Source organism: Sphingobacterium sp. JUb56 (genome assembly GCF_014191365.1).
In the GTDB taxonomy this organism is placed as follows: Bacteria; Bacteroidota; Bacteroidia; order Sphingobacteriales; family Sphingobacteriaceae; genus Sphingobacterium; species Sphingobacterium anhuiense.
The window spans coordinates 83,449-107,647 of sequence record NZ_JACHWL010000003.1 but is presented as its reverse complement, the minus strand read 5'-3'; the positions used below and the strand labels follow the sequence as shown (position 1 = coordinate 107,647).

15 protein-coding genes are annotated in these 24,199 nt (G+C 39.2%); 1 reads left to right on the top strand and 14 read right to left on the bottom strand.

Features of this window, described 5'->3' with window-relative positions:
* Positions 1 to 143 precede the first annotated feature (143 nt).
* The 3 genes from FHR29_RS24740 to FHR29_RS24730 form a co-directional block, all read right to left on the bottom strand.
* Positions 144 to 1,277 carry a FecR family protein gene (locus tag FHR29_RS24740; protein WP_183917948.1) on the bottom strand — a complete coding sequence of 378 codons (1,134 nt, stop codon included), beginning with the start codon at positions 1,275 to 1,277 and terminating at the stop codon, positions 144 to 146.
* Between the two features lie 80 nt (positions 1,278 to 1,357).
* Positions 1,358 to 1,930: an RNA polymerase sigma factor gene (locus tag FHR29_RS24735; protein ID WP_183917946.1), complete on the bottom strand. Its 573-nt coding sequence runs from the start codon at positions 1,928 to 1,930 to the stop codon at positions 1,358 to 1,360.
* Positions 1,931 to 2,078: 148 nt separating this feature from the next.
* The gene (locus FHR29_RS24730) at positions 2,079 to 3,386 is read right to left on the bottom strand and encodes a replication-associated recombination protein A (RefSeq protein WP_183917944.1); all 1,308 of its coding nucleotides are present in this window, start codon (positions 3,384 to 3,386) and stop codon (positions 2,079 to 2,081) included.
* 203 nt (positions 3,387 to 3,589) lie between these two features.
* Between FHR29_RS24730 and FHR29_RS24725 the strand changes: the two genes are divergently transcribed.
* Positions 3,590 to 5,167, top strand: a complete 1,578-nt coding sequence (locus FHR29_RS24725) for a DUF3843 family protein (RefSeq protein ID WP_183917942.1) — start codon at positions 3,590 to 3,592, stop codon at positions 5,165 to 5,167.
* Between the two features lie 75 nt (positions 5,168 to 5,242).
* Here FHR29_RS24725 and FHR29_RS24720 read toward each other — a convergent pair whose 3' ends face one another.
* The 11 genes from FHR29_RS24720 to FHR29_RS24670 form a co-directional block, all read right to left on the bottom strand.
* Positions 5,243 to 6,658, bottom strand: coding sequence for an arylsulfatase (locus tag FHR29_RS24720; RefSeq protein ID WP_183917940.1), 1,416 nt, complete (start codon positions 6,656 to 6,658; stop codon positions 5,243 to 5,245).
* A gap of 304 nt (positions 6,659 to 6,962) precedes the next feature.
* Positions 6,963 to 8,744 (bottom strand): RagB/SusD family nutrient uptake outer membrane protein, encoded by a 1,782-nt coding sequence (locus FHR29_RS24715; protein ID WP_183917938.1) that lies wholly within the window; start codon positions 8,742 to 8,744, stop codon positions 6,963 to 6,965.
* Between the two features lie 32 nt (positions 8,745 to 8,776).
* Positions 8,777 to 12,235, bottom strand: a complete 3,459-nt coding sequence (locus FHR29_RS24710) for a TonB-dependent receptor (protein WP_183917936.1) — start codon at positions 12,233 to 12,235, stop codon at positions 8,777 to 8,779.
* A gap of 148 nt (positions 12,236 to 12,383) precedes the next feature.
* Positions 12,384 to 13,463 (bottom strand): FecR domain-containing protein, encoded by a 1,080-nt coding sequence (locus tag FHR29_RS24705; RefSeq protein ID WP_183917934.1) that lies wholly within the window; start codon positions 13,461 to 13,463, stop codon positions 12,384 to 12,386.
* Positions 13,464 to 13,530: 67 nt separating this feature from the next.
* On the bottom strand, positions 13,531 to 14,112 hold the full coding sequence (locus tag FHR29_RS24700) for a sigma-70 family RNA polymerase sigma factor (protein WP_132844281.1): 582 nt from the start codon (positions 14,110 to 14,112) through the stop codon (positions 13,531 to 13,533).
* Positions 14,113 to 14,295: 183 nt separating this feature from the next.
* Positions 14,296 to 16,245 carry a hypothetical protein gene (locus tag FHR29_RS24695; RefSeq protein ID WP_183917932.1) on the bottom strand — a complete coding sequence of 650 codons (1,950 nt, stop codon included), beginning with the start codon at positions 16,243 to 16,245 and terminating at the stop codon, positions 14,296 to 14,298.
* A gap of 23 nt (positions 16,246 to 16,268) precedes the next feature.
* Positions 16,269 to 18,023, bottom strand: a complete 1,755-nt coding sequence (locus FHR29_RS24690) for a LamG-like jellyroll fold domain-containing protein (protein ID WP_183917930.1) — start codon at positions 18,021 to 18,023, stop codon at positions 16,269 to 16,271.
* A gap of 12 nt (positions 18,024 to 18,035) precedes the next feature.
* Positions 18,036 to 20,045, bottom strand: coding sequence for a M60 family metallopeptidase (locus FHR29_RS24685; RefSeq protein WP_183917928.1), 2,010 nt, complete (start codon positions 20,043 to 20,045; stop codon positions 18,036 to 18,038).
* An 11-nt stretch (positions 20,046 to 20,056) separates the two neighbouring features.
* On the bottom strand, positions 20,057 to 21,802 hold the full coding sequence (locus FHR29_RS24680; protein WP_183917926.1) for a LamG-like jellyroll fold domain-containing protein: 1,746 nt from the start codon (positions 21,800 to 21,802) through the stop codon (positions 20,057 to 20,059).
* A 45-nt stretch (positions 21,803 to 21,847) separates the two neighbouring features.
* Positions 21,848 to 23,458 carry a DUF5008 domain-containing protein gene (locus tag FHR29_RS24675; protein ID WP_183917924.1) on the bottom strand — a complete coding sequence of 537 codons (1,611 nt, stop codon included), beginning with the start codon at positions 23,456 to 23,458 and terminating at the stop codon, positions 21,848 to 21,850.
* A gap of 3 nt (positions 23,459 to 23,461) precedes the next feature.
* Entirely contained in the window at positions 23,462 to 24,193 is a 732-nt protein-coding gene (locus tag FHR29_RS24670; protein WP_260292935.1) for a fasciclin domain-containing protein, read from the bottom strand.
* Positions 24,194 to 24,199 lie beyond the last annotated feature (6 nt).

Below are 24,199 nucleotides of genomic sequence, written 5' to 3'. Positions count from 1 at the left end.
ATGTTGTTAGTTTTTCACAAAATCGATACGTAAAGCCAAATCTTATTGCGGGTTCTGTTGGAGCAGAATCCGCTTTTTATTGACTTATACTTAAAAGTATCAGGTTATCATGTCCAGGTTTTTCATATTGGCTTTAAGTTTGGTTAAGTAATAATAAGGTGAATGCGGTTTCCAGAACCGACAACTGCTTTAGTCTTTAAATCGGCAAAATTTAAGAGTTCTATTAATTTATCTAAACTGATATTTCTTGGAATTTTCCCACTGTATTGAGGTCCTCGGTCAATACGCTGATAGCTGACATCAATATCATACCAGCGGGCAATTTCTTGCATCACTGCTGCCGTGTTCGTACCATCAAAACAAAACTGCCCTCTTTTCCAACCGAGCACATCTTCCATATTTACAGCAGCAGCAACCAGCTTTCCTTGTACTGTCTGTGCCTTTTCATTCGGTTTCAGATGAACAGACTGCCCTATATCTTTACGCGAAACAACAACAGAGCCTTCTTCTAAAGCTGTTTGTATCTGCTCTTTTGCATAGGCATTTACATTGAACTTCGTTCCTAATACTTCGGTCTGCTCTTGACCAGCTTTAACGATAAATCGAGCTTTATTTGTTGTTTTCTGCACATGAAAATAGGCTTCTCCTTCTAACTCCACCACGCGATCTCCACCTTCAAAAGAGGAAGGATAAATTAATTTAGAATCTGCATTTAAACTCACGAGCGTTCCATCAGATAACATGAGGTCATAAGTAGCCCCTTTGGGAGTATATAGAGTATTTCGTTGTACCTGCTGTTTTCCTGTAGCAACATTACGGTAAATAACTTTGCCTTGAGCATCTTTACTAATAAGCGTTCCGCCAACTTGCACACTTTGGTTTAAGGCCAATTGATCCAGATTGATCTGTTGCCCATCAGCCAAAGTTATTATAGCTGTTTCATGGCCCGGAGGAATGGAGGCTAGTAGGGATTTTGAAGCTTCTTGTTCTGTAACAGGCCAATAACGGACGGCAAGAAATGCAATCATCAAGATGGCCGCTGCAACACTGCTGTATCGTACAATACGTGAAATGCGAATACTTTTCTGGCTCTTATTAATCGTGCTTAATAACCGTTTTCGGGTATTTTTACGCATTTCGATCAACTCTTGTTCACCTCGTTCTTGCTCAGAAGGAAGCGCATCCATCCAGTCAAAAAGTGCTCTTCGCTCCTGCGGGCTCTCTTGCCTGTTTAAAAATAACGTGATTAACTTATAGATATGCTTCACTTGTTTCATAAGGGGCATCAAATTGATGGTCAGTTATAATACAAGTGTCAAAAACTAGGGGTAGCTTCTACTCGAGAAATGATTTTTTTTTAAAAAATTAAAAAAACATGAAACAGATGACTTGTAACAGCCCTCAATCGCTTGATAGCTTTATTGATATGTTTCTCAACTGTAGACTCAGAAATATTCAATTTTGCGGCAATCTCCTTATTGCTCAGAAACTCCTCCCGGCTTAATTTGAAAACTTCGCGACATTTTTCTGGCAGATTTTCAACCTCATTGGCCACGGTATCCAACATATATCGATAGTATAATTGATCTTCTAAGGGCAGGCTATCATCGAATAGATCAACATCACGAATATCCTGCTGATTGCCCTGTTTGAGCTGCTGTCTAAAATGTGCAAGCATCAAGTAACGACAAGAGGAATATAGATAAGCCGGTAAAGAAACAATTTCAACAATTTTAGCTCTGTTGTTCCATAAGGACAGGAAAAGGTCATGCAGGATATCTTCTGCTGTCTGAGGGTTTGAAATTTTTTTGCTAATGTGCCTGATCAAGTCTGCCGAATAGAAATCATATATAATGGCGAATGCCTGTTGATCTCCTTCTCCAATACGAATCAGAAGTTCTTCAAAGTTATGTCCATCAATATGTTTCATAGTACATGTAGTGGCAGTAAACATACAAAATATTTAACATTTCCTTAACAAAAACAGTTCAGGTAAAAGTAGAAATTGCATTTTACTGCCTGTTTTATTTTAATTCAATAAAACAGGCATATGCACTGCTGCTGCCACCACATAGAGATTAATACCGATATTTTTCCTTCCACTTATCCCGTAATCCCTGTCTTAACTTTTCTTCCTGTGGGTTTTTACCGGGATCGTATAAAGTCATACCGCTCAGTTGGTCGGGCAAAAATTCCTGCAGAACAAAATTTCCCGGAAATGCGTGCGCATATTTATATTCGGCTCCATAGTTAAGCTCTTTCATCAATTTTGTCGGCGCATTTCGCAAATGAAGGGGTACGGAAAGGTCTCCCGTTTGCTTCACGATAGCTTGTGCCTTATTGATTGCTTCGTAAGAGGCATTGCTTTTGGGAGAGCTCGCCAAGTAAGTAACGGCCTGCGCCAAAATAATCCTCGATTCCGGCCATCCGATGACATTAACAGCCTGGAAACAGGTATTCGCTAAGAGTAACGCATTGGGATTGGCATTACCGATATCTTCAGAAGCCAATATCAGAAGACGACGAGCAATGAAAGAAGGATCTTCCCCCCCTTCGATCATACGTGCCAGCCAATAAATTGCCGCATTGGGATCTGATCCACGGATCGATTTAATAAAAGCAGATATAATATCGTAATGTTGCTCGCCTGTCTTATCGTAAATAGCCATATTCTGCTGTACCTGCTTCAGTACAAATGCATTGGTAATCGGTTCATGATGCAGTAGCGCAGCATTACTGACCAGTTCAAGCACATTTAAAAGCTTACGGGCATCACCACCTGACAGACGTAAAATAGCTTCATATTCTTCAATTTCAATGCTTAATGCTTTGAGGTATTCGTCTTCATGCAAGGATTTCTCCACTAAACCAATCAGGTCTTCAGAACTTAAGTGTTCAAGAACATAAACTTGGCAGCGCGATAATAGTGCAGATATGACTTCGAAAGATGGATTTTCTGTCGTTGCCCCGATAAGCGTCACTAAGCCCCGTTCAACAGCCCCTAATAAAGAATCCTGTTGTGATTTAGAAAAACGGTGGATCTCATCAATAAACAGAATGGGTTGCTCCTGATTAAAATTCATAGCCGCTTGTTCCTGATTTAAATTCATCAGTCGCTCTGCTTTATCAATAACTTCGCGAATATCTTTCACTCCGGCCTGAATAGCACTTAAGGAAAAGAAGGGACGCCCCAATTCTTTGGCCATCAAGAGTGCAAGGCTGGTCTTACCAACTCCCGGAGGTCCCCAAAGTAACATGGAGGGAATATTTTTTTGCTGGATGGCATGATATAATACCGCATCGTGACCGATAATATGTTGCTGTCCAACATAATCTTCCAATTTCTTGGGACGCATGCGCTCTGCCAGTGGAATTCGTGTAGCCATAGATCAAAAGTAAGAAGATATTGCCAAATGTCCATTTACTTCACAATCAATTTATGGAATTCAAAAATTTGGTTATTTTTGAATGAGCATTGAATCGATACAACCCACTTGAGCTGAAACAGCTCTTTAATACTTGGCTTAGGATAGCTTCATTGCCCGAAAAATAAACCGAGTGAAACGAGCTCATTTAATGATTAATTTTAATGAAAAAAAACCGCATTTATATACAGGATTGGCTAGGACAGCACCCTTATCAAGGAAGATCGGATGCCGATCGTTTTTATTTAGAAGTAGCCAATGATATACAGGATGCCTTAAATACACTTTGGTTTGATGAAGAAGAAACCGATGCCCTGATCAGACCTGAAATGATTAAAACACTCAGTGTTTATTTGACCTGCTATCTGGAGGATGTGGTTTCTGGAACAAAACTTTTCGATGCTTTCCGAAAAGAGCACCAGGCACTTTATGGAAAGATGCTCCCTTTTTTCGAAGATGCGGCATTGACAGACTATTACCCGGAAGATATCAATCCACAAGATGTATTAGTCCTTGCATGGCTATTTTTCAGCGAACGTAACCCACACCTTTTCTTGGATAAAGAAGGCCGTTTACTGGCTTTGGTGACCGACCTAGCTTATGCTGTTTTGGAAGAATATTATGAGACTGCACCTGAAAATACGCTGTTACAAAAAGAGTATACACTAGCGACAGATGCCAATTATCTTGAAGTACGCAACTATGCTGAGAAGGTAATTGCGACCAATTATATCACCGGTGGCTATTACTATAACAGTTTGATGCAGCATATGGATATCGCTGACTTAGGACGCTATCAGCACGATCCGGCCTACTTAAATCAAATGACTTTCCGTGTTCGTGACAATCATTTCACTTTTTTCCGTCTACACCTATTAGCACTCAGATCCTGTGAATTTGTTGCTTCGACTGTAGATACTAACCATCCGCAACATGAGAATCTAAAAACCATCGGCAACAGAATTGATAGCTTTTTTGAATTTAAAAAAGTGGAAGAGGGCCGTTTAGAATTGAAACACCTGACAACTGGAGAAATTTTCTTGGTCAACCAAAATTCGATTCAAAACTTTCAGGAACCTACTGCTGATCAACTGTTCTATATGGAGATCGTGCCATGGGAAGGGGCCTGGAACCTATCGGGTATGATGTCTGCTGTCGAAAGGGATCAGATTGACTTAGCTTCCGATCAGGAAATGGATCAAGCATACGTGGTCGAAGCATTGCACGGAAAAACAACACTTATCGAAAACGCAGCACAACAAGTTGCTGACCTAAAGGAGCTGTTTGTTAAAAAACATCAGGGTCAGCTGGCATTTATGGAAGAATCTGAAATCAGCAGCTATATCCGCGATCTGACCAATACGTACCGCGAGCAGGTGGGATTACCGCCAATCGAAGAGGTTGCGAATCCGAATGAGGCAAGAGCTATGCCTGTTACAGCATTCTATAATTCGAAAATAGGTCTGGAATTTTTCGGTGGAATCGAAACGCTTTTCCCGCTTCAGAATAATCCATATTTTGTCGAAAATGAAAACGAACCGATCAGTTATGCGCAGCATCTATTGCAGCTCCTGGTTCAGAAATTTTACTCCGTTGGGCTTGTACAACATTATTACGAATTATACGAAAAGGAAATCAATGAGCAGTTTTTCTATCCACTAAGCAGTGAAACGATTGATTTTCTGATCCGTTTCTATAAAAGCGAAACCTATCATCAACAGCCACATGTGATGGTTAAGTAATATAAAGAAAGTTAGAAAGTTAGAACATTCTAACTTTCTAACTTTCTAACCTCCTTATCTAACCATCTAACACCCCTATCTAACTAAAGGAAAATCACTCGTTTCTACATGTGCTTTTGCGATGATTTTACGTAATTCTTCTACTTTTTTCGCGTTATTCGTCGCCAAATTATTTTGCTCTTTAGGATCTAATTTTAGATTGTAAAGTTCAGCAACAGGATTTCCACTTCTCACGTGCTGCAAAATCAATTTCCAGTCACCTTGACGCACTGCTTGACGGCCGCCATCTTCATGAAATTCCCAATATAGGTAATCATGCTGCTTTTGCTTTTTTGGTTTTCCCAATAATGTCGGAACAAAAGAAAGACCGTCTGTATATTGTGGCTTACCTGCTTTTGCCACTTCAGCTAACGTCGGCAGGACATCCCAGAATGCTCCTAAATAATTGGAGGTAGTGCCAGGAGCAACTTTTCCTTGCCAATAAACAATGAAAGGAGTTTTTACACCGCCCTCATATAGATCACGTTTATAACCCCGTAAACCTGCCGAACTGTTGAAAAAATCGGGATCTGCACCACCTTCACGATGTGCACCATTATCACTTGTAAAAACGATAATCGTATTATCTAACAAATTTAAGTCCTTCAGCTTAGCAACAATCTGTCCAACCTGTGCATCCATGCGGCTTACCATACTGGCGTAAGTAGCCCTTGGCTTAGCGACAGAAGCATATCCTGGAATCGTAGCTTTTGGTCCGTAGTCATTTCCTTTATGGGCTTTTTCTTCAAACTTGTTGGCATATTGCTCATAATATTGATCATCAGGACCAGACAACTCGGCATGAGGCAGTACGGTGGGGACATATAAGAAAAATGGTTTATCCTTGTTTTTATCAATAAATTCCAATGCTTTTTCTTGGATCAATTCAGGAGCATACTGCCCTTTTGCTAATAAACCATTACCCTCAAGCTCAATACGTTGTTGATTATGCCACAGGTGTGTTGGATAATAACGGTGCGATTGACGTTGGCAGTTGTAGCCATAAAATTCATCAAAACCTTTATTACGAGGCGATCCATAGGTATCCACCATTCCGAGGCCCCATTTTCCAAATGCACCAGTTGCATAGCCTGCTTTTTTCAGCAACATGGCGATCGTTTGTACCGAATCGGCTAAAGGTTGCTGCCCTTCTGGCTCCAATTCTTTATTCCCTCGGACAGGCGTATGACCGGTATGTTGGCCTGTCATCAATGCAGATCGGGATGGAGCACAAACTGAAGTTCCTGCATAAAAATTGTCAAAACGCATCCCCTCTTTTGCTAAGGCATCCAGGTGCTTCGTTTCAATAATCTGTTGCCCATAAGCTCCTAAATCACCATAACCCAGGTCATCTGCCATTATAAATACAATATTGGGGCGATCGGTTTTCTTTTGTGCTATTGCGATACTGCTCAGTGCAAAAAATAACGCAAATAATGCTGGTTTTTTCATTTTAGTGGTTTTTATAATTCTTGTCCTTAGTTTTATACAGAAACAAAGAGGACATATTAGACATCGATAAATGGTGGAGCAAAAGCCATACTGCTCACCTACATTGCAAATCATCAATATAAATTAAAATCCCTATAGATGATCAAGATCCGAAAGTAAAAAATAGATATGAAAGCTTAAAATAGGATGCTGTAAAAGAGATCGGTTACTATCAAAAAGTTACAATCAACATCAGATACCCTAAAAAGCTATTCAAAATTTATTCCTCTTCCCTAAAAATTCATAAGGAAGAGGAATGAGATTTTTACCAGTCCGGATTCTGTTTCAAATTGGTGTTTAAAACCAACTCTGCAGCTGGTATAGGATATAAGTAGTAATGTGGTAAAAAAGGACCAGGTGTCTTTCCTTCATATGAAATATATCCCTGAGTCTGATTATTTTCAATCGGTATAGGCGCATTTGCAGGTACGTCTACACCTTTTGTAATATAACGTCCCCGCTTTAAAGCAACCGCATAGTCCATTTTCTTCCAACGGCGCAGATCATCAAAACGAAAACCCTCTCCCATAAGCTCCACAGCTCGTTCCCGACGTATCTCCCAGAGTGCAGGAGCAACACTAGCATCGCGTGTAGGATCGACAGGGATACTGCCCAACTGTAGCGACGCAACCCCGCCCCTCGCGCGCAAAGGATTGATCGTTTTATCCACCAACGACTGGTCCAATTCACCCAGTTCATATTTCGCTTCAGCGTAAGAAATCAATACTTCTCCCATTCTGAATATGGGCGCATCATTGATGTCCTGATTTTGAATACGTTGAATTTTATTACTGAATTTATAGAAGCGATACCCCGTAAAACTCACACTGAACGGTTGACCTAGATTGTTGTCGACAAAATGAGGTTCCTGCTTTAAAATAAGACCTTCCCAGTTCATCCAAGGAAGCGTCTTCCGCTTATCAACGGATAATTGTGCCATCAGGTCAATATATTCACGGTCTTTAACATCTGCTGTATGCGTCCAAGTATAAGTAGGATGTTTCGCTTCAACTTTATAAGGAGGCGGTATTGTAAAATACAGTCTCCGGTCACGATTACGGAACTCGTCATAAGGGTTTTTATCGCCATCAAATTGCGGGCTTGACCAGCGTGTCTGTCCATCTTTCATCAGATATAGATCGACCGCAGCCTTTGTTAAATCCCAGCGCCCAGCAGAATTACGCGCAAGAGAAGCTAGGGAATGCATAATCTGATTCTGCTCGTACTGCTTATACAGCAAAACTTCAGGAACTTGAGCTAAAGACTCGCTATTAAACAATTGATCATAATCATTGAACAAGGGAATATTAGCGCCCATCAATTTCGCTCCTGCATCTGCTGATAAACGTAGATATTTATCTGCTTGAGCAAGCTGATGATATTTACGCCAGGTCCCCTCTCGTAGACCAAAACGAACAGTTAGGGCAAGCACTACATTTTTATTAATGGTATTCGGACCATCACCGTTTACTTTAATATTCTCAGAGGCATAATTGAGTAATCCTTCAATTTTTGTAGCCAGTTCATCCCGTGAACTTGGAGTACCATAAAGCACTTCTTTGTCACCATCATTGATCGCATGCTCTACCCAGATCGCTGTTCCATATTTATTTAACAGGTCCATATACTGGTAAGCTTTAAAGAAATAACCAATACTGCGAATATGTTTTTTATCTACTTCAGTCAGATTAGTTGCTTGATCGATATTATCCAAAAGAATATTGATCGATCGAATCTGTGTAAAGGGATCACTGTAATCACTCGATTTAGAAGGTACGACCACCCTTTGCCATAACCAATCGGAAGTCGCATTGGCATTGGCATTAGCAAAAAGATCGCCATTGACCTCTGCGTTGGGGGCTGATCCATTATACCCCGGGAAAGTACCGTAGAATTGCCAAGCGTAAGAAATAAAATTATTATAATTAGAAAAGGTGCTATTCTCCGTTAGACTCCCCTCGGGCTGTAAATCCAAAAGATTTGAGCAGCTCAGCATAGAGCCACTAAGACACAGCCCTAATGTATATAGTATGATTCTTTTTTTCATTTTATGATCTGTATTAAACCTTAACATAAGCATTAAAAAGTGACGTTAACTCCAAAACTATACTTCTTCAAGAAAGGATAGATACCACCTGAGCCTAAATCCTCGCCATCTGCTTCCATCCCTTTGATCATATGATCAGCTTTGAAAAGATTTTCACCAGATACAAAGAACTTAATATTGTCAACAGCCTTTGACCGCAGTATCTTACTGTCTAAAGTATAACCCAAGGTAATGTTACGGACACGTAAATATGCTCCGTTTGACAAATACTTGGTTTGTACACGCCGATTAGCGCCCGTATTTAAACCAGCATTAGCATAAACACGACCATACTCGGCATCGGTATTTTCCGGAGTCCAATAATCTAAATTATGCTGATAAAGTGTACCAAATTCATTATTGTAAGGCCACATCAAAAAATTGCTCAACCACAGATCTCGCTTTCCTACCCCTTGTAAGAATACTGATAGATCAAAGTTTTTATAATTGACAAAACCGTTTAATCCAAATTGATAGCGTCTATTGTTATTTCCGATCACTTTCATATCGCCCGGATCACTAACGGTACCCGTTCCAGAAAATATAGTCCCATCTCCATTCAGATCGGCATAAAGCATATCGCCTGGATTTTGCTTCACGCCCTTAAAAAATGGAAGACCCGGTTTTAAAGTACCGTTCATCAATTTAGCATCGAGTGAGTTGGCTTCAAAATCATTCGTGTTGTAGTAACGATCAGAAACGTAGCCCCATATTTCACCCATTTCTTTACCTTGATAATGCCCTGTAATAAGACCCGAACTATTTTCCATTCTTGTAATATAAGCTCTATTATCAGATAGATTAAATGTAAATCCGTATTTAAAATCTTTGAACTGATCTTTCCAGGTGATTTCCCATTCCCAACCTTTAGATTCTAAATCTGTTGAATTTTGGAATGGTGGCGCCGATCCTAATACCGCAGGTAAATCGGCTCCCTGATATAACATACCAATGGTTTGACGGCGGAACCAGTCGAAGCTTGTATTCAATCGGTTATTGAAAAGTGCAATGTCTACGCCCACATTTAATGTTCTAACTTTTTCCCAGGTAAAAGTAGAGCTGATCAGATTGGGCGCACCGATAGTCAGATAACGTACTCCGGTATTGGGATCAATCCAATTGGAGTTATTCGTTTCCATCTTAGGAATTACCGGAAAATATACTTGAGATCGATCGGGATTTAATACGACCTGATTTCCAATTTCACCAAATGATCCTCTAAACTTCAATAAGGGTATTGTATTTTTAAGATCTGACATAAAACCCTCCTCAGTAACATTCCATCCTGCTGAAACGGACGGAAAGAATCCAAATTGACTTCCTTTCAAAAAGCGTGACGAGCCGTCCAATCGTCCATTGACCTCCAATAAATACTTGTTTTTAAAATCGTAATTGATACGACCAAAATATCCTAAAACAGCATATTGTCCAAAAGAATCCGCTGTCGTCTGTGTTCCTGTACTGGTACCCAATGATGGAGAATCTGGGCTAAGGATACCAAAACGTTTTGCAGAAAAACTTTCTGAATAACTTTTCTCATAATTGACACCTGCTAGCCCTTTAAAATGATGATCTTCGATAGCATGGGTATAACTAGAATAAATATTTAAAGCATTGTAGTTAATCAAGGTATTACTCCGTTCATAAAAATCGTTATTGAACAAATATTCAGGATTGAAATTATTTGGATTCATATAGCGATGCTTACTCTGCGCATACTTATAATTATTATTTGTCTTACTAAATGTATATTCAGCAGTGATATTCCAACCAGGAAGCGGATTATAATCTAATTTTCCAAATAATCTCAAGTTTTCATTATAGTTTCGACTTGGGTCTTCATATTTCAGATAATTATTAGGCGTTCCAAAAGGAATCGCATTTCCTTCCGCATCTGTTGTCTCCCCCGGATTGAGGTAAGATCCAAAACTCAACGCTCGGTAGAACATCTCCCCCATATTGGCAGGTGTATAGCGGTTGTCATTTTTATACAAAATATTGGCACTTAAGTTTAGATTTTTCTTCAACTCAGCTCCGATATACGCATTTAGATTATAGCGCTTATAGCTATCTTTATCCGTTGTCATGATACCATCTTCATCACCATACATACCCGATAGACGGTACGCAATTTTCTCCGATCCCCCCATAATGGAAAGATTGTGCAGATGTTCGAAACCAGTTTGAAAAACTTCATGATAGAGATCATATTCCTTTAACGGATATTTCGTTCCGTTTACCTCCGTAATACCATCAGGATATTGCCCTGGATTAGCTTGATAATCTTGCAAGGATGATAACCAGGTATCTACATTTTGTCCGGCCCAATTACTGGTATTTCCAAAATCTTTTAATGCCTGCACAAATTGTAAGGGATTAGCTTTTTCCGGTAAAGTAGACGCGTTGCTCCAGCTCAGATTGCTCGAATAGTTAATTTTTGTCGGCTGGTTACGCGCCCCCTTCTTTGTTGTCACCAGAATAACACCAAATGCCGCTCTCGCACCATAAATAGAAGCTGCTGCTGCATCTTTTAATACGGTCACATTTAAAATATCTTTCGGATTGACATCGTCCATATTCATCGGAACATTATCGACCAAAATCAAAGGTGAACCTCCATTAATAGAAGTTGTGCCTCGAATATTGAGATCAGTATTCGTTCCTGGACGTCCGCTGCCAAAGGTAACCTGCAATCCAGGAAGTGCACCTTGAAGCGCTTGGGAACTACTGCTAATAGGTCTATCTCCTAAGACCTTGTCCATATCTACAGAAGAAACCGCTCCTGTTAAATTCGCTTTCCGCTGTGTGCCGTAGCCCACAACAACGACCTCTGCCAAAGCAGTAAGATCCTCTTGAAGCGTAATCGTCATAAAAGATTGACTTGCCTTAATTTCCTGACTGCCATAACCGATATTACTGATGAGCAAGATTGATGACACGTCACTAACTTTCAGGGTAAACTCACCCTTATCATTGGTACTTGTACCGCGGTCTTTGCTTTTCTCAATAACAGTTACACCAGCCAAGGGCAGTCCGCGACCATCGATGATTTTACCCTTGATTTCAAACCCTTGAACAGAATGCAAAGGAACGATTACATAGGTAATTCCATCATAACTTTTTAAAGTCAGATTGAATTGATTTAAAAGTGGAATTAGTGCATTATTCCAAGCTTGATTCTCAAAAGCAACAGAAGAAAGATTCTTATTAGAAACCAAGTTATCAAAATAAACAAACTTCACATTTGTCTGTTTTTCAATAGTCTTTATTACTGTTTTTAAATCTGTATTTCTAATTTTTAAAGAAACTTTTTCTTGCGCACTTATCGTTATTCCGAACGCTTTCACAGTAAATGCAAAAGAGAGTGCAACTGCTAGCTTAGTCATTAATACATATTTAATGGTGCTTGATTTAGGTAAATAAAATCCCCGACCATGTAAATTTTTTTTCATAGTTTTAACTTTAGTATGGAACCATAGCGTACTGATCTTTCTCAGGGACACGGTACGCTTTCTTACTTGCTAAGGATACACCTTCGGGTGTATCCTTTCCTTTAAAATGTGGTATTTAAGTATTGTTATATAGCATATGATTTAGGGTTTATTGTAATATAATTGATTCATTTTGTCTCTTAATTTCTATACTTGGATTGGCCTGCTTCAAAAGAGCCAGAACCTGATCAAGACTATATCCTTCCAAATTCCCACTGAAAGTAAATTGTTCTAATGCAGGGTTTTCAATCTGAATAGAAACATTATACCATTTGCTTAACTTAGACACAATTAATGACATTGGATCAGCATTAAAAGACAGCTTGTTATACATCCATAGCGTTTCAGAAGGAGCCTGTTCACCCTCTGAAATAATTAAAGTGGAGTGCTGTACCTGGATTTTAGGCTTGGGGTCTGTTTGAATGACAGGTCCTACTTTTGTTGGGAAAAGTGCAATCTTATCTCCGGGCTTAAGCATTAAAGATTTAACCTGACGGTCTGCTTTCAATTCAATAGAACCTTCCACAAGCGAAGTCTCTGTTTTGTCCTCATCGGGATAAGCACGGATATTAAAACGTGTACCCAGGACTTTTACCTCTGAATTCCTAAATTCAACAATAAACGGGTGTGAGCGATCATGAGCCACGGTAAAAAAGCCTTCTCCTTCTAGCTTAACACGGCGCTCCGCTTTCCCAAATGATTGTTCAAGAAATAGCTTACTGTCCCCATTTAACCAGACAGTCGTACCATCCGATAAATTAATAATTTTCTTTTCACCTTTTTTGCTGCTATACTGCTCAGTAAATCGTGTTTGTGTCTGCGAATTATAAATCCACAATGAAAGGATCAAAAATAGTGGCAGCAGAACTGCGGCTATACTCCTATAATTTTGATACCAAGGTTTTTTAATGGGGAAAAGGTGGTTTTGTTCTCTAAAACTATTCTCATCGAGAGAGTTCATCGATAATGTTGTCGTTTCAGAACTTTCAATCTTATTTAAAATAGATTGAAAAACTAGTTCAGAGTTGTCTACTTGTTCTTTATGGCTTGGTTTAATGCGTAAAAAATCAAACAGGACCTGATTTTTAGGGTCAGATTGGAGCAGATACTGAAATTGGCGATTTTCTTCAACGGACAATTGCCCTTGAAGATACTTATTTAGTAAGGTAATAAATTGGTCTTGCTCCATAAACTTGCTGATCTTACTTTAATGATCCAGATCCAACAAGAAACCACCAATGGCTTTTTATTTTTTTTTACAAACCACTGTAATTCAAAGTAATATTTTTATTTCCTAATACTTCTCTTAATCTTTTTAGAGCAAGCTGCATATGCCGATCAACTGTATGGACGCTGATATCCATAATCTCAGCCGCATCTTTATAACTACAATCCAGATCTTTAACTAAAGTAAAAGCCATCCGACATTTAGAAGGCAATTGGGCAATTGCGGCTTCTATCAACGTAATATGCTCCTGGGAAATATAAACCTGTTCAGGAGTAAGAACATGATATTCAAAATTGATGATTTCAGATAGATCAACTTGCAAAGGTAATCTTCCCAGATACTTGATCGCATTGTTTCTGACAGCCTTATATAAATAGGTATTTATCTGATCAATCTGCATTAGGCCAGCCTCTAATGACCACACTTTTAGAAAAATATCAGCAATAATATCTTCTACCACAGGACCGGACTTGACCATACCCATTCCAAATATTTTTAAATCTTTATAAAATTGTAAGAAAAGTTTCTTGAATGCCAGAGCATCGCGCTCCATAGCAATTGCATAGCGTAATTCTTCCCAGGAAAATGGTGATGGAGAATGGCCTAACATATGGTTTTCTTAAATCTAGATTTCTATAAGTGATTTTAAAGTTAGAAATTTTTATCGGAAGGAAGAAATTACAACATCTTTCTAATTTTAAAAAGTAATGAAAAAGAGAAAATAGCGCAATACCTAAAAAATAAAAAAGTGGAGAACGGATCCTCCACTTTTTAAACAGGTAGATATAAAAATCTAATCTAAATCTGCAGAACGCATCACCCGCACACTACCCGCTCCAGCTCCATTTGAAGATGTTGCGATGTACCAATTTCCCGTCCATTGATCATAGTACATACCAAAAGGGAAATTAAATTTGGCAGACAGAGCATCACCATCACTTGTTCCAGCAGTTGTACCAGCAATTGTAGTCAATACACTATTGGAATTTGATGCTAATTGTGACAATAAAACTAATTTATGAGCACCACTATTTGAAACAACAACCTGATGATCTGAAGTAACAAAAACCCCTCTAGGTTGATTTAAACTCTTTGTCATTACTTCTTGATAATTATCACTCAATCTTACTCGAGATAATCCTGCTCCATTGAAATGTGTAATATATAAATAAGCTCCGTCAGAACTTAACGAAAGTGCATGTGCATAATTCACCTGCGCAACTATTCCAATTCCTTCTGTCAAACCTGCAACACCGGAACCAACTAAAGTACTGACACTGGAAGTCGCTAGATCTATCTTGCGAACACGGTTACCCAACCATTCTGATACATATAAACAGTTCCTGAATTTATCAAATACCAGGCCTGTAGGACGATTGAAAGTAGCTGCAGTACCATTCGCATTATCACCTCCTGCGCTACCTGAACCGGCTAGTGTACTCACGACATATTCGCCATTTGTATTTTTGCTTATTTTTCGAACTTTATGCGCTCCAGAAACATTAGCCGCATCCACCGTATAAATGTTTCCGCTTGAATCAAGTGCAACGGACCATAAGCCATTAAAGGTAGCTGAGAGTGCTGCACCATCAATGGAACCTGCTGCCCCAGAACCAGCTACAACAATACTATGGCCATAAACATCACGCTTAATCAACTGATTTAGAGTGCCATCTGCAATATACAAATTACCATCGTTATCCATTGTAACCGCTTGAGCCCCTTTTGCATTAATCGTTCCCAGATTCAAAGTAGAGACCTTCAAATTATTGAAATTGGGCACTGAATAACGTGGTTTGACATCTTTAAACTCTACTTTAAATGTTCCTAAGAAATCTTTTTCTTCCAGTTCCAATCTGAGTCCATGAAATGGTAATTTCGTATCCGCATTGGATGTTAAAATTAAAGTTCCCGGGTAATTTAACTTTGGCAACAGTAATTCACCACTTGAAGTTAGCCTTACGGTTTGTTCTTGCCCAAAGTCATCTTCCAGAATACTTCTATACTTATATGTAACAGATTCGAAGTCTGCAATTTTTTGAGAATAAAAATAATTGGCTTTTAAGGTAAGATCACCTTGTCCAAACTTTTTTCTAGTAGAGAGCACCTGTTGGTCTTTGTCTTTAGACAAGAGACGTGCTTCCAAAGAATCCAAATCATAGGCGGCACCTCTTTCAGCAATACGTACTTTATACTGTACCGGAAAAGCGATCTTGTCAAATAAAACTTTTCCCGTAACAGATGTATGGATTGTATCAACAACAGAATAGGATTCATTAGCAGATTCTCTAACTAACAATGCAATCCGGGCACCTTCAACAGGTTGGTTATTTTCATCCTGTAACAATACTTCAATACTACTCTCCCCAAATCTTGGAAAGCTTTTTAGATGAATAGGATAATCTTTCTTTTCGGTCAACTCTACATAAGTTTCATCCAAATGATAACGACCTGTATCTCGAATCGATACTTTAACTTTATTGGGATAAGGAACTTCATATTTGAAACTCCCTTGCGCATCTGTAGCTACGGTATCGACAAAAGTACGACTACCGTCACCTTTTGTCTGACGCTCAAATAAAATTTTAACACCTTTGAACGCACTATTATCATCCGTATTGGTCAATATACCGGAAATTGTACCCCGATTAACTTCAGTAGTCTGATTCCAAAAATCATCCCGCTTACATGCACCTAGTGTAATAAGTGCACAGAAGATGGTATAAAAAATATTTTTTTTCATTTCACAAAATAGGCTTGAATAGATTATTTAATAAATTCCGTTTCGTAATTATTCAAGAAAACCTTTCCTGCTAGTTTCCATGATTCTGCCGGTTGAATATTCAGCCAGTAGTAAATCTGCGATGCCGCATCAGTACTATTCATAACAAACTGCATCTTCTTGTCCTGGTCAGAAAGACAGTTCCACTGATCTTGTAATTTCCAGACGGCAGTTGATTTATCGAATGTAAAAGCAGTATTACTATCACTACCCGTCGCACTATTGTTGATTTTATATCCATACCCCTCGTCTGCTTTCCAAAATCCTTTGACATTACCCCAATAACTCGTCTTATCATCTAGCGCGGCATGACAAGTAAAATCGCTGATTTCTTCGTCAGTCAATGCTTTGTTAACGAATACTAAATTATTAATGTCACCATTGAAAGTACCAATTGAAGCTACATTGCCCGAACCTAAAATAAAATTGGCCGCTGTCTGAAAACTTTTACGGTCTGTAGTAACATCTTTTTCCGTTCCTGCCACCCCGTCTACGTATAAAGTCGCATAACGTTTACCATCGCTTTTATTGTAGATCTTTAAGGCTATTGTTTCCCAGGTATTCACTGCACCTGCAACTGGACCTACAATTTGTAACTGCCCCCCACCATCACCAAGTAGCGCTCGATACTTTCCTGTAGTAGCACCTTCCAGCATAAAATGCCAGCCTCTATTGGAACTGTAGGCGTGAGAGGTTCTACCTAAAATAACTTGATGGCTTGTCCCTCCTGGTTTTACGTAATTTTTTACCTTAAACATAATGGTATACTCCTGACCATCCTTGATGTCGTAAAGAGCTGAGTTCGCGGCCGAAATAGTTGGAGTTATATAAGTCGCACCTTTATTATTTAACGTCAAAGAATTGGTCACATCTGCATCTTTAATATGCGTTTCCTGAAAATTTTCATTGTAGAAAATCATCGGAATCTCCCGTTCTGGCATACTAGCACCGCCATAACCATTTTCCAAACCTCCATGATTGGATGTAACAATAACCAACCAATCCTCAGTAGCATAGTTCTTGCGTTCTTTTAAAGCTGCAAGGACTTCTGCGATATAACCATCTACAGTCGTCAAATTAGCTTTATAACCAGCATTTTCGTAGCTAAAACCGCCTTGAAGACCAGCCTCATTGACACTTCTAAAATTGACTGTAGCAAACGCAAGTTCTGCAGGGCCTCGTTTTAATGCTGCAACTGCGCTATCACGAACCAATTGATCATTGCCTACCATAATCTTCGTATCTGCCAGCCCCAATAAACGATCTTGCATAGCGCCATAATCGGACACCGCCAATGATTTTAAAGTACGACCTGTTTCCAGCAATCTTTGATAGATGGTAAAAAAACCTTCAACAGCAGTCGAATTATTGCCATGTGGATCATCTTCATCGATATCTTCTTCGAAACTATTGCCAAAAACACCATGATTGGCACTATTTTTACCACTTAATAACGATGTCCACGTAGAAGCATCGCCCGTATTTGCATCTGCAAATGCACGGAAAGTATATTTAGCATGTGGCAATAGGCTCTTAATTGTAGCAGGAACTTCTTTGGCCAACTCACGACCTGAAAGTCCATCGATCACCAAAAGCAAAACTTTCCGATCTTTTACGGCAGGTCTTGATTCTTCTTTTTCGAATATTAGAGGAGGATCAAAATACTTTTTACAGGAACTGGTGAACGCTACGATCACCGTAAGCAATAAGAGCTGTATTTTATAAGAATTCATTTTCATAAAGTAGTCTTTTTAGGGTGTCACATTAATAAAACCAAGCTCAGCAATCGAAGCATAATCTGTTGGTGTGAACAAATCGGCCTTGTTAATTTTGATACGAGCATATTTAAAGGTCCTCGTTTCTTTCGTTTCAGAATTAAAGAAAAAATATTGCTTAAATAAATCTCGGGTCATATTGTGCGTTCCCGCAGGTTGCCAAAAAACATTGTCTTCACTTAATTCTAAACTAAATTTTTTGAAATGATTGGCATGATTAGCTACCTGACGGATAGACAGTGAAATGCCATTAGCAACGATGCTATTTGCACCTGTCTGTACTGTTATCGTCCATGTAGGTGAGGAAAATGCGGCTCCGGTACAAGTCGCATTCCAACAGGATGACCAAAATGTACTAATATCACCATCTAACATTTTTGAAGGCACATATGTATTACTCGCATCTGTTTGATTATTACTGGCGGTAGCGATCCATCCCGTTTTTGGAAGTTCTGGGTAATAAGCATTTTCACCTCCCGTATGTGTTACCGGATTATAAAGCCAGAAATATTGATTCAATAAAGGTAATTTCAATTCTTCTACCACATAACGTTTGGACACGTCACTGACCTTGATACCCCAACCAATCGATAAAAATGGCTCCATATCCATTTTTGTATATTCGCATAAGGACTCATAGAAAAAGTCAATTTTAGACTGGTTATTGGCCGATGTAAACCGCGCATTTCGTGCTCTCGTGTACAAATATGTCATGAATTCATATCCATATTTTTCAAAAATCTGTGCATACATGATGAGTTTAGCATCGTTATGATTTTTGGAAATGTTCTCCATATTGGCCCATGTCTTTGTTTTGGTCGCATCAGTGTTGCCAACAGGTGCGGAGTAAGTAATCCAAGCCTGTCCTGTAGGCCAAACTTCGGCTATCTTAGTATGTTGCTGCCCATTAACCCAAGCCATCTTAAAACTGAAAAGGTTATTGGTCACTTCTCCATTGCCATCGAAATTCCAAGTACTTCCCTGTTGCATATTGTGTCCCAGCTCATGATAAGTACCCCAATTTTGCGTCATTACAGATTGTAAACTCGTAGCCTGTCTAAAATATTCATCACTATTACGGGCATGAACAGGATAACCGGACGACTGCGCTACACCAGCTTTGAAAAGTACTTCATGAACAATACGCCATTTATTGAATGGGGCACGGTGGCGGACGTCTGGATTTCCTTCTGTCATACCCGTCCAATCCCAATATGCTTTTTGGATCATTTCATCCCATTTAGTCATCAAAGCGGTAGGATTAAGTAAAGGAAACTTTTTAAGCTTGGCGGTTTCTAGGGTTAATACCATGCGTTTTCCTTCCAGCTCAAACCAAGGAACTGTTGATTTGGAAACCTTATCCAACCATTCTGCATCGGTCGATTCGCCCAATTTGAAACTTGGAGCCTGTACAACACCAGAAAAAAGAAGATCGGCGGTACGTCCTAAAGGACTAGAAGGAAGGATGTAAATCAAGCCGCCATATAGGTTGCGTAGGTAATTTTTACCGGGAAACAACACTTGGCGTGAAGCGACTTGCAAATCACGCTGAGGAGCAGGAATACCTGTTGCACTATTATGTGTATGCGCACCGATCTGAGCGGTAAGTCCATAGATACCTGCAGGCACCTCAATGACAATAAGTTCACCTGCGGGTGCATACATACTGGTACTCTGCCAATTGCCTGGAGCAACTGAAATACGTAAATCGGAGGATCTGATTTCATCAAAATTAAGATCAATCGTCACCTTATAATTTTCCAAACGCGGTTCCTTATCACCGATCAAACCCGGAAAAACACGTGCTTGGGTATATTTTGAATAGTCGATCTTAAAACGGTTGGTATCAATGGCAGCACCAACAGTATCGGTATATTCTCCGGATGAATATCCATTATCAAATAAGTACCCGTAATCTTTGGAACAAGAATAGTTCAGGACCAAAGTTACTGCACAAGAAAAACAAAATAATAATTGCCTTTTCATCTTTTAGTTTTTTATTGATTTGAAAATGCTGGAGCCCAACTTTGTGCATCCAAATTAAACTGCCCAACCTCAATAATACCCAACCAGTTGTATACCATTTTAGGAATATCGACCGAACGAATCACGTAACGTTCTAAATAATCGGGCAATGTTGGACATAGATTACCGGCTCTCTCAGAGAAACTGGTAAAAGCAAATGGACCCACCATAGTAAAATTACGTCGGCTTGGACTTTGATCGCGGATTACTGCAGCTTCATCATTAGCAGGCCAGTAACCGATCAGATTGGGGTAATATGCATCGGACAAAGCCGTAGACATCGTTGTACAATAGTTACTCTGGATCTGAGCAACAGGAAGTGCCGTATTATAAAAACGGACATCGCCAATCATGTGCTTTTGAGTATCCTTAATAAATCCAGAACCGTAGCCCAATTGGAATACACCTGATCCAATACCGCTAACACCTGAGATATCTTTGGTTTCGCCAGCTACGCCATCGACATAAATAGTCATAAACTGTTTACCTTCTTGCTGAAAGAAACGACCTGTCAAGGTATACCAGCTATTTAATTCTAACTTTTGGGTGAAATAAGCAGTTGTACCGGCTACTTTTAGACGAATATTAGCACTCGATTCATCATTGGTACTACTGTAACCATTTAAAAATGCCCAGCCAGCTTCACCACCACTCGTACTTGATCGGTTACCTAGAAGTGTCGTATTATAGCCCCCAAATTGCAAAAATTTAACCTTCAACTGAATCGTATATTCTTTTGACTTATCAATATCATAAAGTTTACTGTCTGATGCTGACATCTTACCATATACCTGATTTGCTGCAGTTCCATTACTCACATACGTCGCCGCAGACGAGATCCACGACGGATCTGCTGTTTCCATTCTCTCAACAAGTTTATAGGTAAAATCGCTATTGTACATCAATGCGAAGTTGTTTCGTGCAGGTATTGCATAAATACTCCCGTCTTGTAATGCAGGATCTAAGGTATAATCCCCACCATTGCTAGATACAACTGCAACCAACCATTTTTCATTTTTATAACCTCGACGCGCTTTAATGGTGGTCATCAAATCTCCTAAACGTTGATCGAAAGTATGCAATGCCTGCACATATCCAGCTACTTTGGGGCCGAAACCAAATTGCCTTCCCGCTTTTTGAACATCAGAGAAAGTTGCCACCAAAACCCCGACCTCTTCTCGCTTTAATTCTTCCTTCGCATGTACCAATACCTCTTCATCAGATGCCACTTGTTTATTCAGATCCAAAGATCCTGTTTCAACAAGAAGCTGTACCGCATCACTGTTGCTTACCAGGGCGGTACGCGCATCTGTATATTGTTTGATCCGTTTAAATAGTGTTGGATAATTTGCCAAATTATTTCCAGTTGCTTGCTCGTTGATTACTTGATGTTTAGTAATTTCTGTACCCGTTAACAAATCGGCATAATTGCTCGTTAATAGTCCATTTTCATTACTCACCGAATTCCAACTAAAAGTTGAATTTAAAGTCATCGCCGCTAAATTTGGCATATTACCGTAATCTGTCGCCTCGTTACCCACGACGGTACCAACAGCTCCTTCCACAACAATGTAGGCTATCTTGTATTGATTGGCCTGAATCTGAAGATCGGACGGATTTTGGTCAAAGTCCAACTTATTGTCTAAGTCTTTATTACAGCTGGTGAGATGAACCGCTAAGAGTGCGATTATCCCAAAGTTTTTATAGTTCTTCCACATAATCCTATATGTTTATTTCTCTTGAATAATGGGTCTATTAGTTTGTTAGTCTAAAATGGTCAAACGAACAATGTTTCCTAGATTGCTCTTCCCATTAAAGGAGGTGAAACCTCCGACCAGTGTCAATGTACGTTGACCTAAGGAATTAGTACCCTCTAAAGAATCATTGACTGTACCGACTAAACGCCCCGTATTATTATAATCTTGCGCGAGCGTTCCATCTGCATTTAAAACCAGCAAACCCTCACGGATAATATTATCATAAGTTTTAAATGTGCCAGTAACTACAATAAGTCCATTACTTAATTGTACCGCATAAGAAGGATTACCCCCCGTAAAACCTTTACTTTGGAAACTTTTGTCTACCGAACCATCTAGATTGATAACCACGATACCATTTGTTGGCACTCCATTAAAACTGGTAAAATTTCCTGTGAGAATATATTTTTTAGTTTCTTTAACATAACTGATATCAAACACGGTCCCATTAGCTCCTGAACCTGTTTGAAAACTACTGTCAAACGTCCCATCATCTTTAAGTCTGACAATTCCGTTTGCCGCATTACTACCGTTAAAATTTGAAAATACACCGACTAGCACTAATTTACCATCAGACTGGAGATGTGCATCGAAAATGGATCCATTAACCCCTGCATAGCTTCTTTTGGGAATACTTTTATGATCAACAAAATAAGTAGAATCCAGTGACCCATCCATATTCATCCGAATGACACCATTCATACCAAAGAAATCAGTTAAAATATTATCGTAAGTAGAACGAGCATAATAATTACTGCTGTAGGTTTTAAATCCTCCAACGATGGTTACTTTATTATTCTGAACAAAAGTCTTTAAAATCGATGTTTCTGAACCGCCATTAAATGCCGGAACGATGATATTGCTTTTGTTCGGATCGTCCGTCAAATTTAATATCGGCGTTGACTTGACAAGCAATGCTCCTACTGAACTGATGGTGGTCATATTTTTAATCATGCTAACGGTATCATAACGTTGAAAGCCTCCTGAAATCAGGATATTACCATCGTTAAGTTCGTTCATGCTGTTAACATTACCCGTGACACCCTGTCCAAATTTCATTCCTCGAACAAATTCACCGGCATTGGTGATTCGTGCTAAACCCGAAATCTTGGAGGAAGCTCCATTTCCGTTATAATCGGAAAACATACCACCAATAAAAATTTGATTATTGCTAAACTTAGCAATCGAAAATAGAGGTCCATTGGATCCTACACCAGACTGGAAGGTAAGATCGATTCCTAATTTACCGATAATAGGCAAATTCGGTCCTGCAAATACTTGCCCATTTACAACCGCTTTGACCCCTCCAGTACTCGTATTCTCTGAAACCACGCTGGTCAAGGTCGAATCAGTGATATCTACGATATCTGACTCAACGTTATTGATGTAAAATTTAATCTGATCTTTATATTTCAAAAGACCATTGACCTTAAACACCACAGTACTACCTACTTTCGCTTGCGAAGGACTAGGTGTACCTTCCTGAAAAACAACATCTAAGGGCTCCTTACCCCCTGCATAAGGATCTGGTCCATATTCTATTTTATTGCTACAGGATATGACACTTGAAAGGACAAACATCACGAATAGCTTATTGGTTAATTTCATTCTTTTCATAACTTACTTGGTATAATCAATTCCATGCTCAATGGCCATTACAATAAAACGCGAGTAAACAAAGCCGAACCGATGTCTATTATAATTCAGCACATGAACCCGCCCGTTGGTCGGTTTGATATTGGACGATGAGACGAACGTATTTACCCAATCGGATGATGGGGTTGAATAATCGGGTACATACGACAGTAGAATCTGTCTAGCTCCGCCATATTTTATGGTGGCATCACCATTTTTTAAATCGTGGTACACGACACCTACATTAATAGATTCCGTTTCATCATAGGACTGAAAGATCTGACCTCCGAATGCATAGAGCGCAGTTGTATCTACTTGCCTGAAGTCAATCAGACCATAGTCACCTTTGATCAGGTATTGTGACAATATTTTTTTCCAAACTGCAGGTTTAACCTGTTTAAAGGAAGTAATTGTATCTTTTCCGAGCTGATACAAATAAGTATTCAACCCATCAATTGCTTTTCTAAATGTCGGATCTGGAGGAGCAAAAAAGGTGATCTGTTCATTTTTAAAAATATCCTCCATCCCAGCATATCGGATCACCTGTGTTAAGGTATCAAAAGGATCTTCAGGACGCTGACTTTTAGCATCAAGATAGGCCATCATATTACCATTAAACTTTGGGTCATGTGTACCCGTATCTTCAAAATAATCTTTATTGGTACATGCAACCACGCTTATCAGCACCAATAAACCAAATAGTATATTTTTCATCATTGTAGA

Coding starts and splice junctions, on each gene's coding strand:
- FHR29_RS24740 (WP_183917948.1), bottom strand. CDS start 1,277: ATGAAACAAGTGAAGCATATCTATAAGTTAATCACGTTATTTTTAAAC.
- FHR29_RS24725 (WP_183917942.1), top strand. CDS start 3,590: ATGAAAAAAAACCGCATTTATATACAGGATTGGCTAGGACAGCACCCT.
- FHR29_RS24730 (WP_183917944.1), bottom strand. CDS start 3,386: ATGGCTACACGAATTCCACTGGCAGAGCGCATGCGTCCCAAGAAATTG.
- FHR29_RS24735 (WP_183917946.1), bottom strand. CDS start 1,930: ATGAAACATATTGATGGACATAACTTTGAAGAACTTCTGATTCGTATT.
- FHR29_RS24720 (WP_183917940.1), bottom strand. CDS start 6,658: ATGAAAAAACCAGCATTATTTGCGTTATTTTTTGCACTGAGCAGTATC.
- FHR29_RS24710 (WP_183917936.1), bottom strand. CDS start 12,235: ATGAAAAAAAATTTACATGGTCGGGGATTTTATTTACCTAAATCAAGC.
- FHR29_RS24690 (WP_183917930.1), bottom strand. CDS start 18,023: ATGAAAATGAATTCTTATAAAATACAGCTCTTATTGCTTACGGTGATC.
- FHR29_RS24670 (WP_260292935.1), bottom strand. CDS start 24,193: ATGATGAAAAATATACTATTTGGTTTATTGGTGCTGATAAGCGTGGTT.
- FHR29_RS24685 (WP_183917928.1), bottom strand. CDS start 20,045: ATGAAAAGGCAATTATTATTTTGTTTTTCTTGTGCAGTAACTTTGGTC.
- FHR29_RS24705 (WP_183917934.1), bottom strand. CDS start 13,463: ATGGAGCAAGACCAATTTATTACCTTACTAAATAAGTATCTTCAAGGG.
- FHR29_RS24715 (WP_183917938.1), bottom strand. CDS start 8,744: ATGAAAAAAAGAATCATACTATATACATTAGGGCTGTGTCTTAGTGGC.
- FHR29_RS24700 (WP_132844281.1), bottom strand. CDS start 14,112: ATGTTAGGCCATTCTCCATCACCATTTTCCTGGGAAGAATTACGCTAT.
- FHR29_RS24695 (WP_183917932.1), bottom strand. CDS start 16,245: ATGAAAAAAAATATTTTTTATACCATCTTCTGTGCACTTATTACACTA.
- FHR29_RS24675 (WP_183917924.1), bottom strand. CDS start 23,458: ATGAAAAGAATGAAATTAACCAATAAGCTATTCGTGATGTTTGTCCTT.
- FHR29_RS24680 (WP_183917926.1), bottom strand. CDS start 21,802: ATGTGGAAGAACTATAAAAACTTTGGGATAATCGCACTCTTAGCGGTT.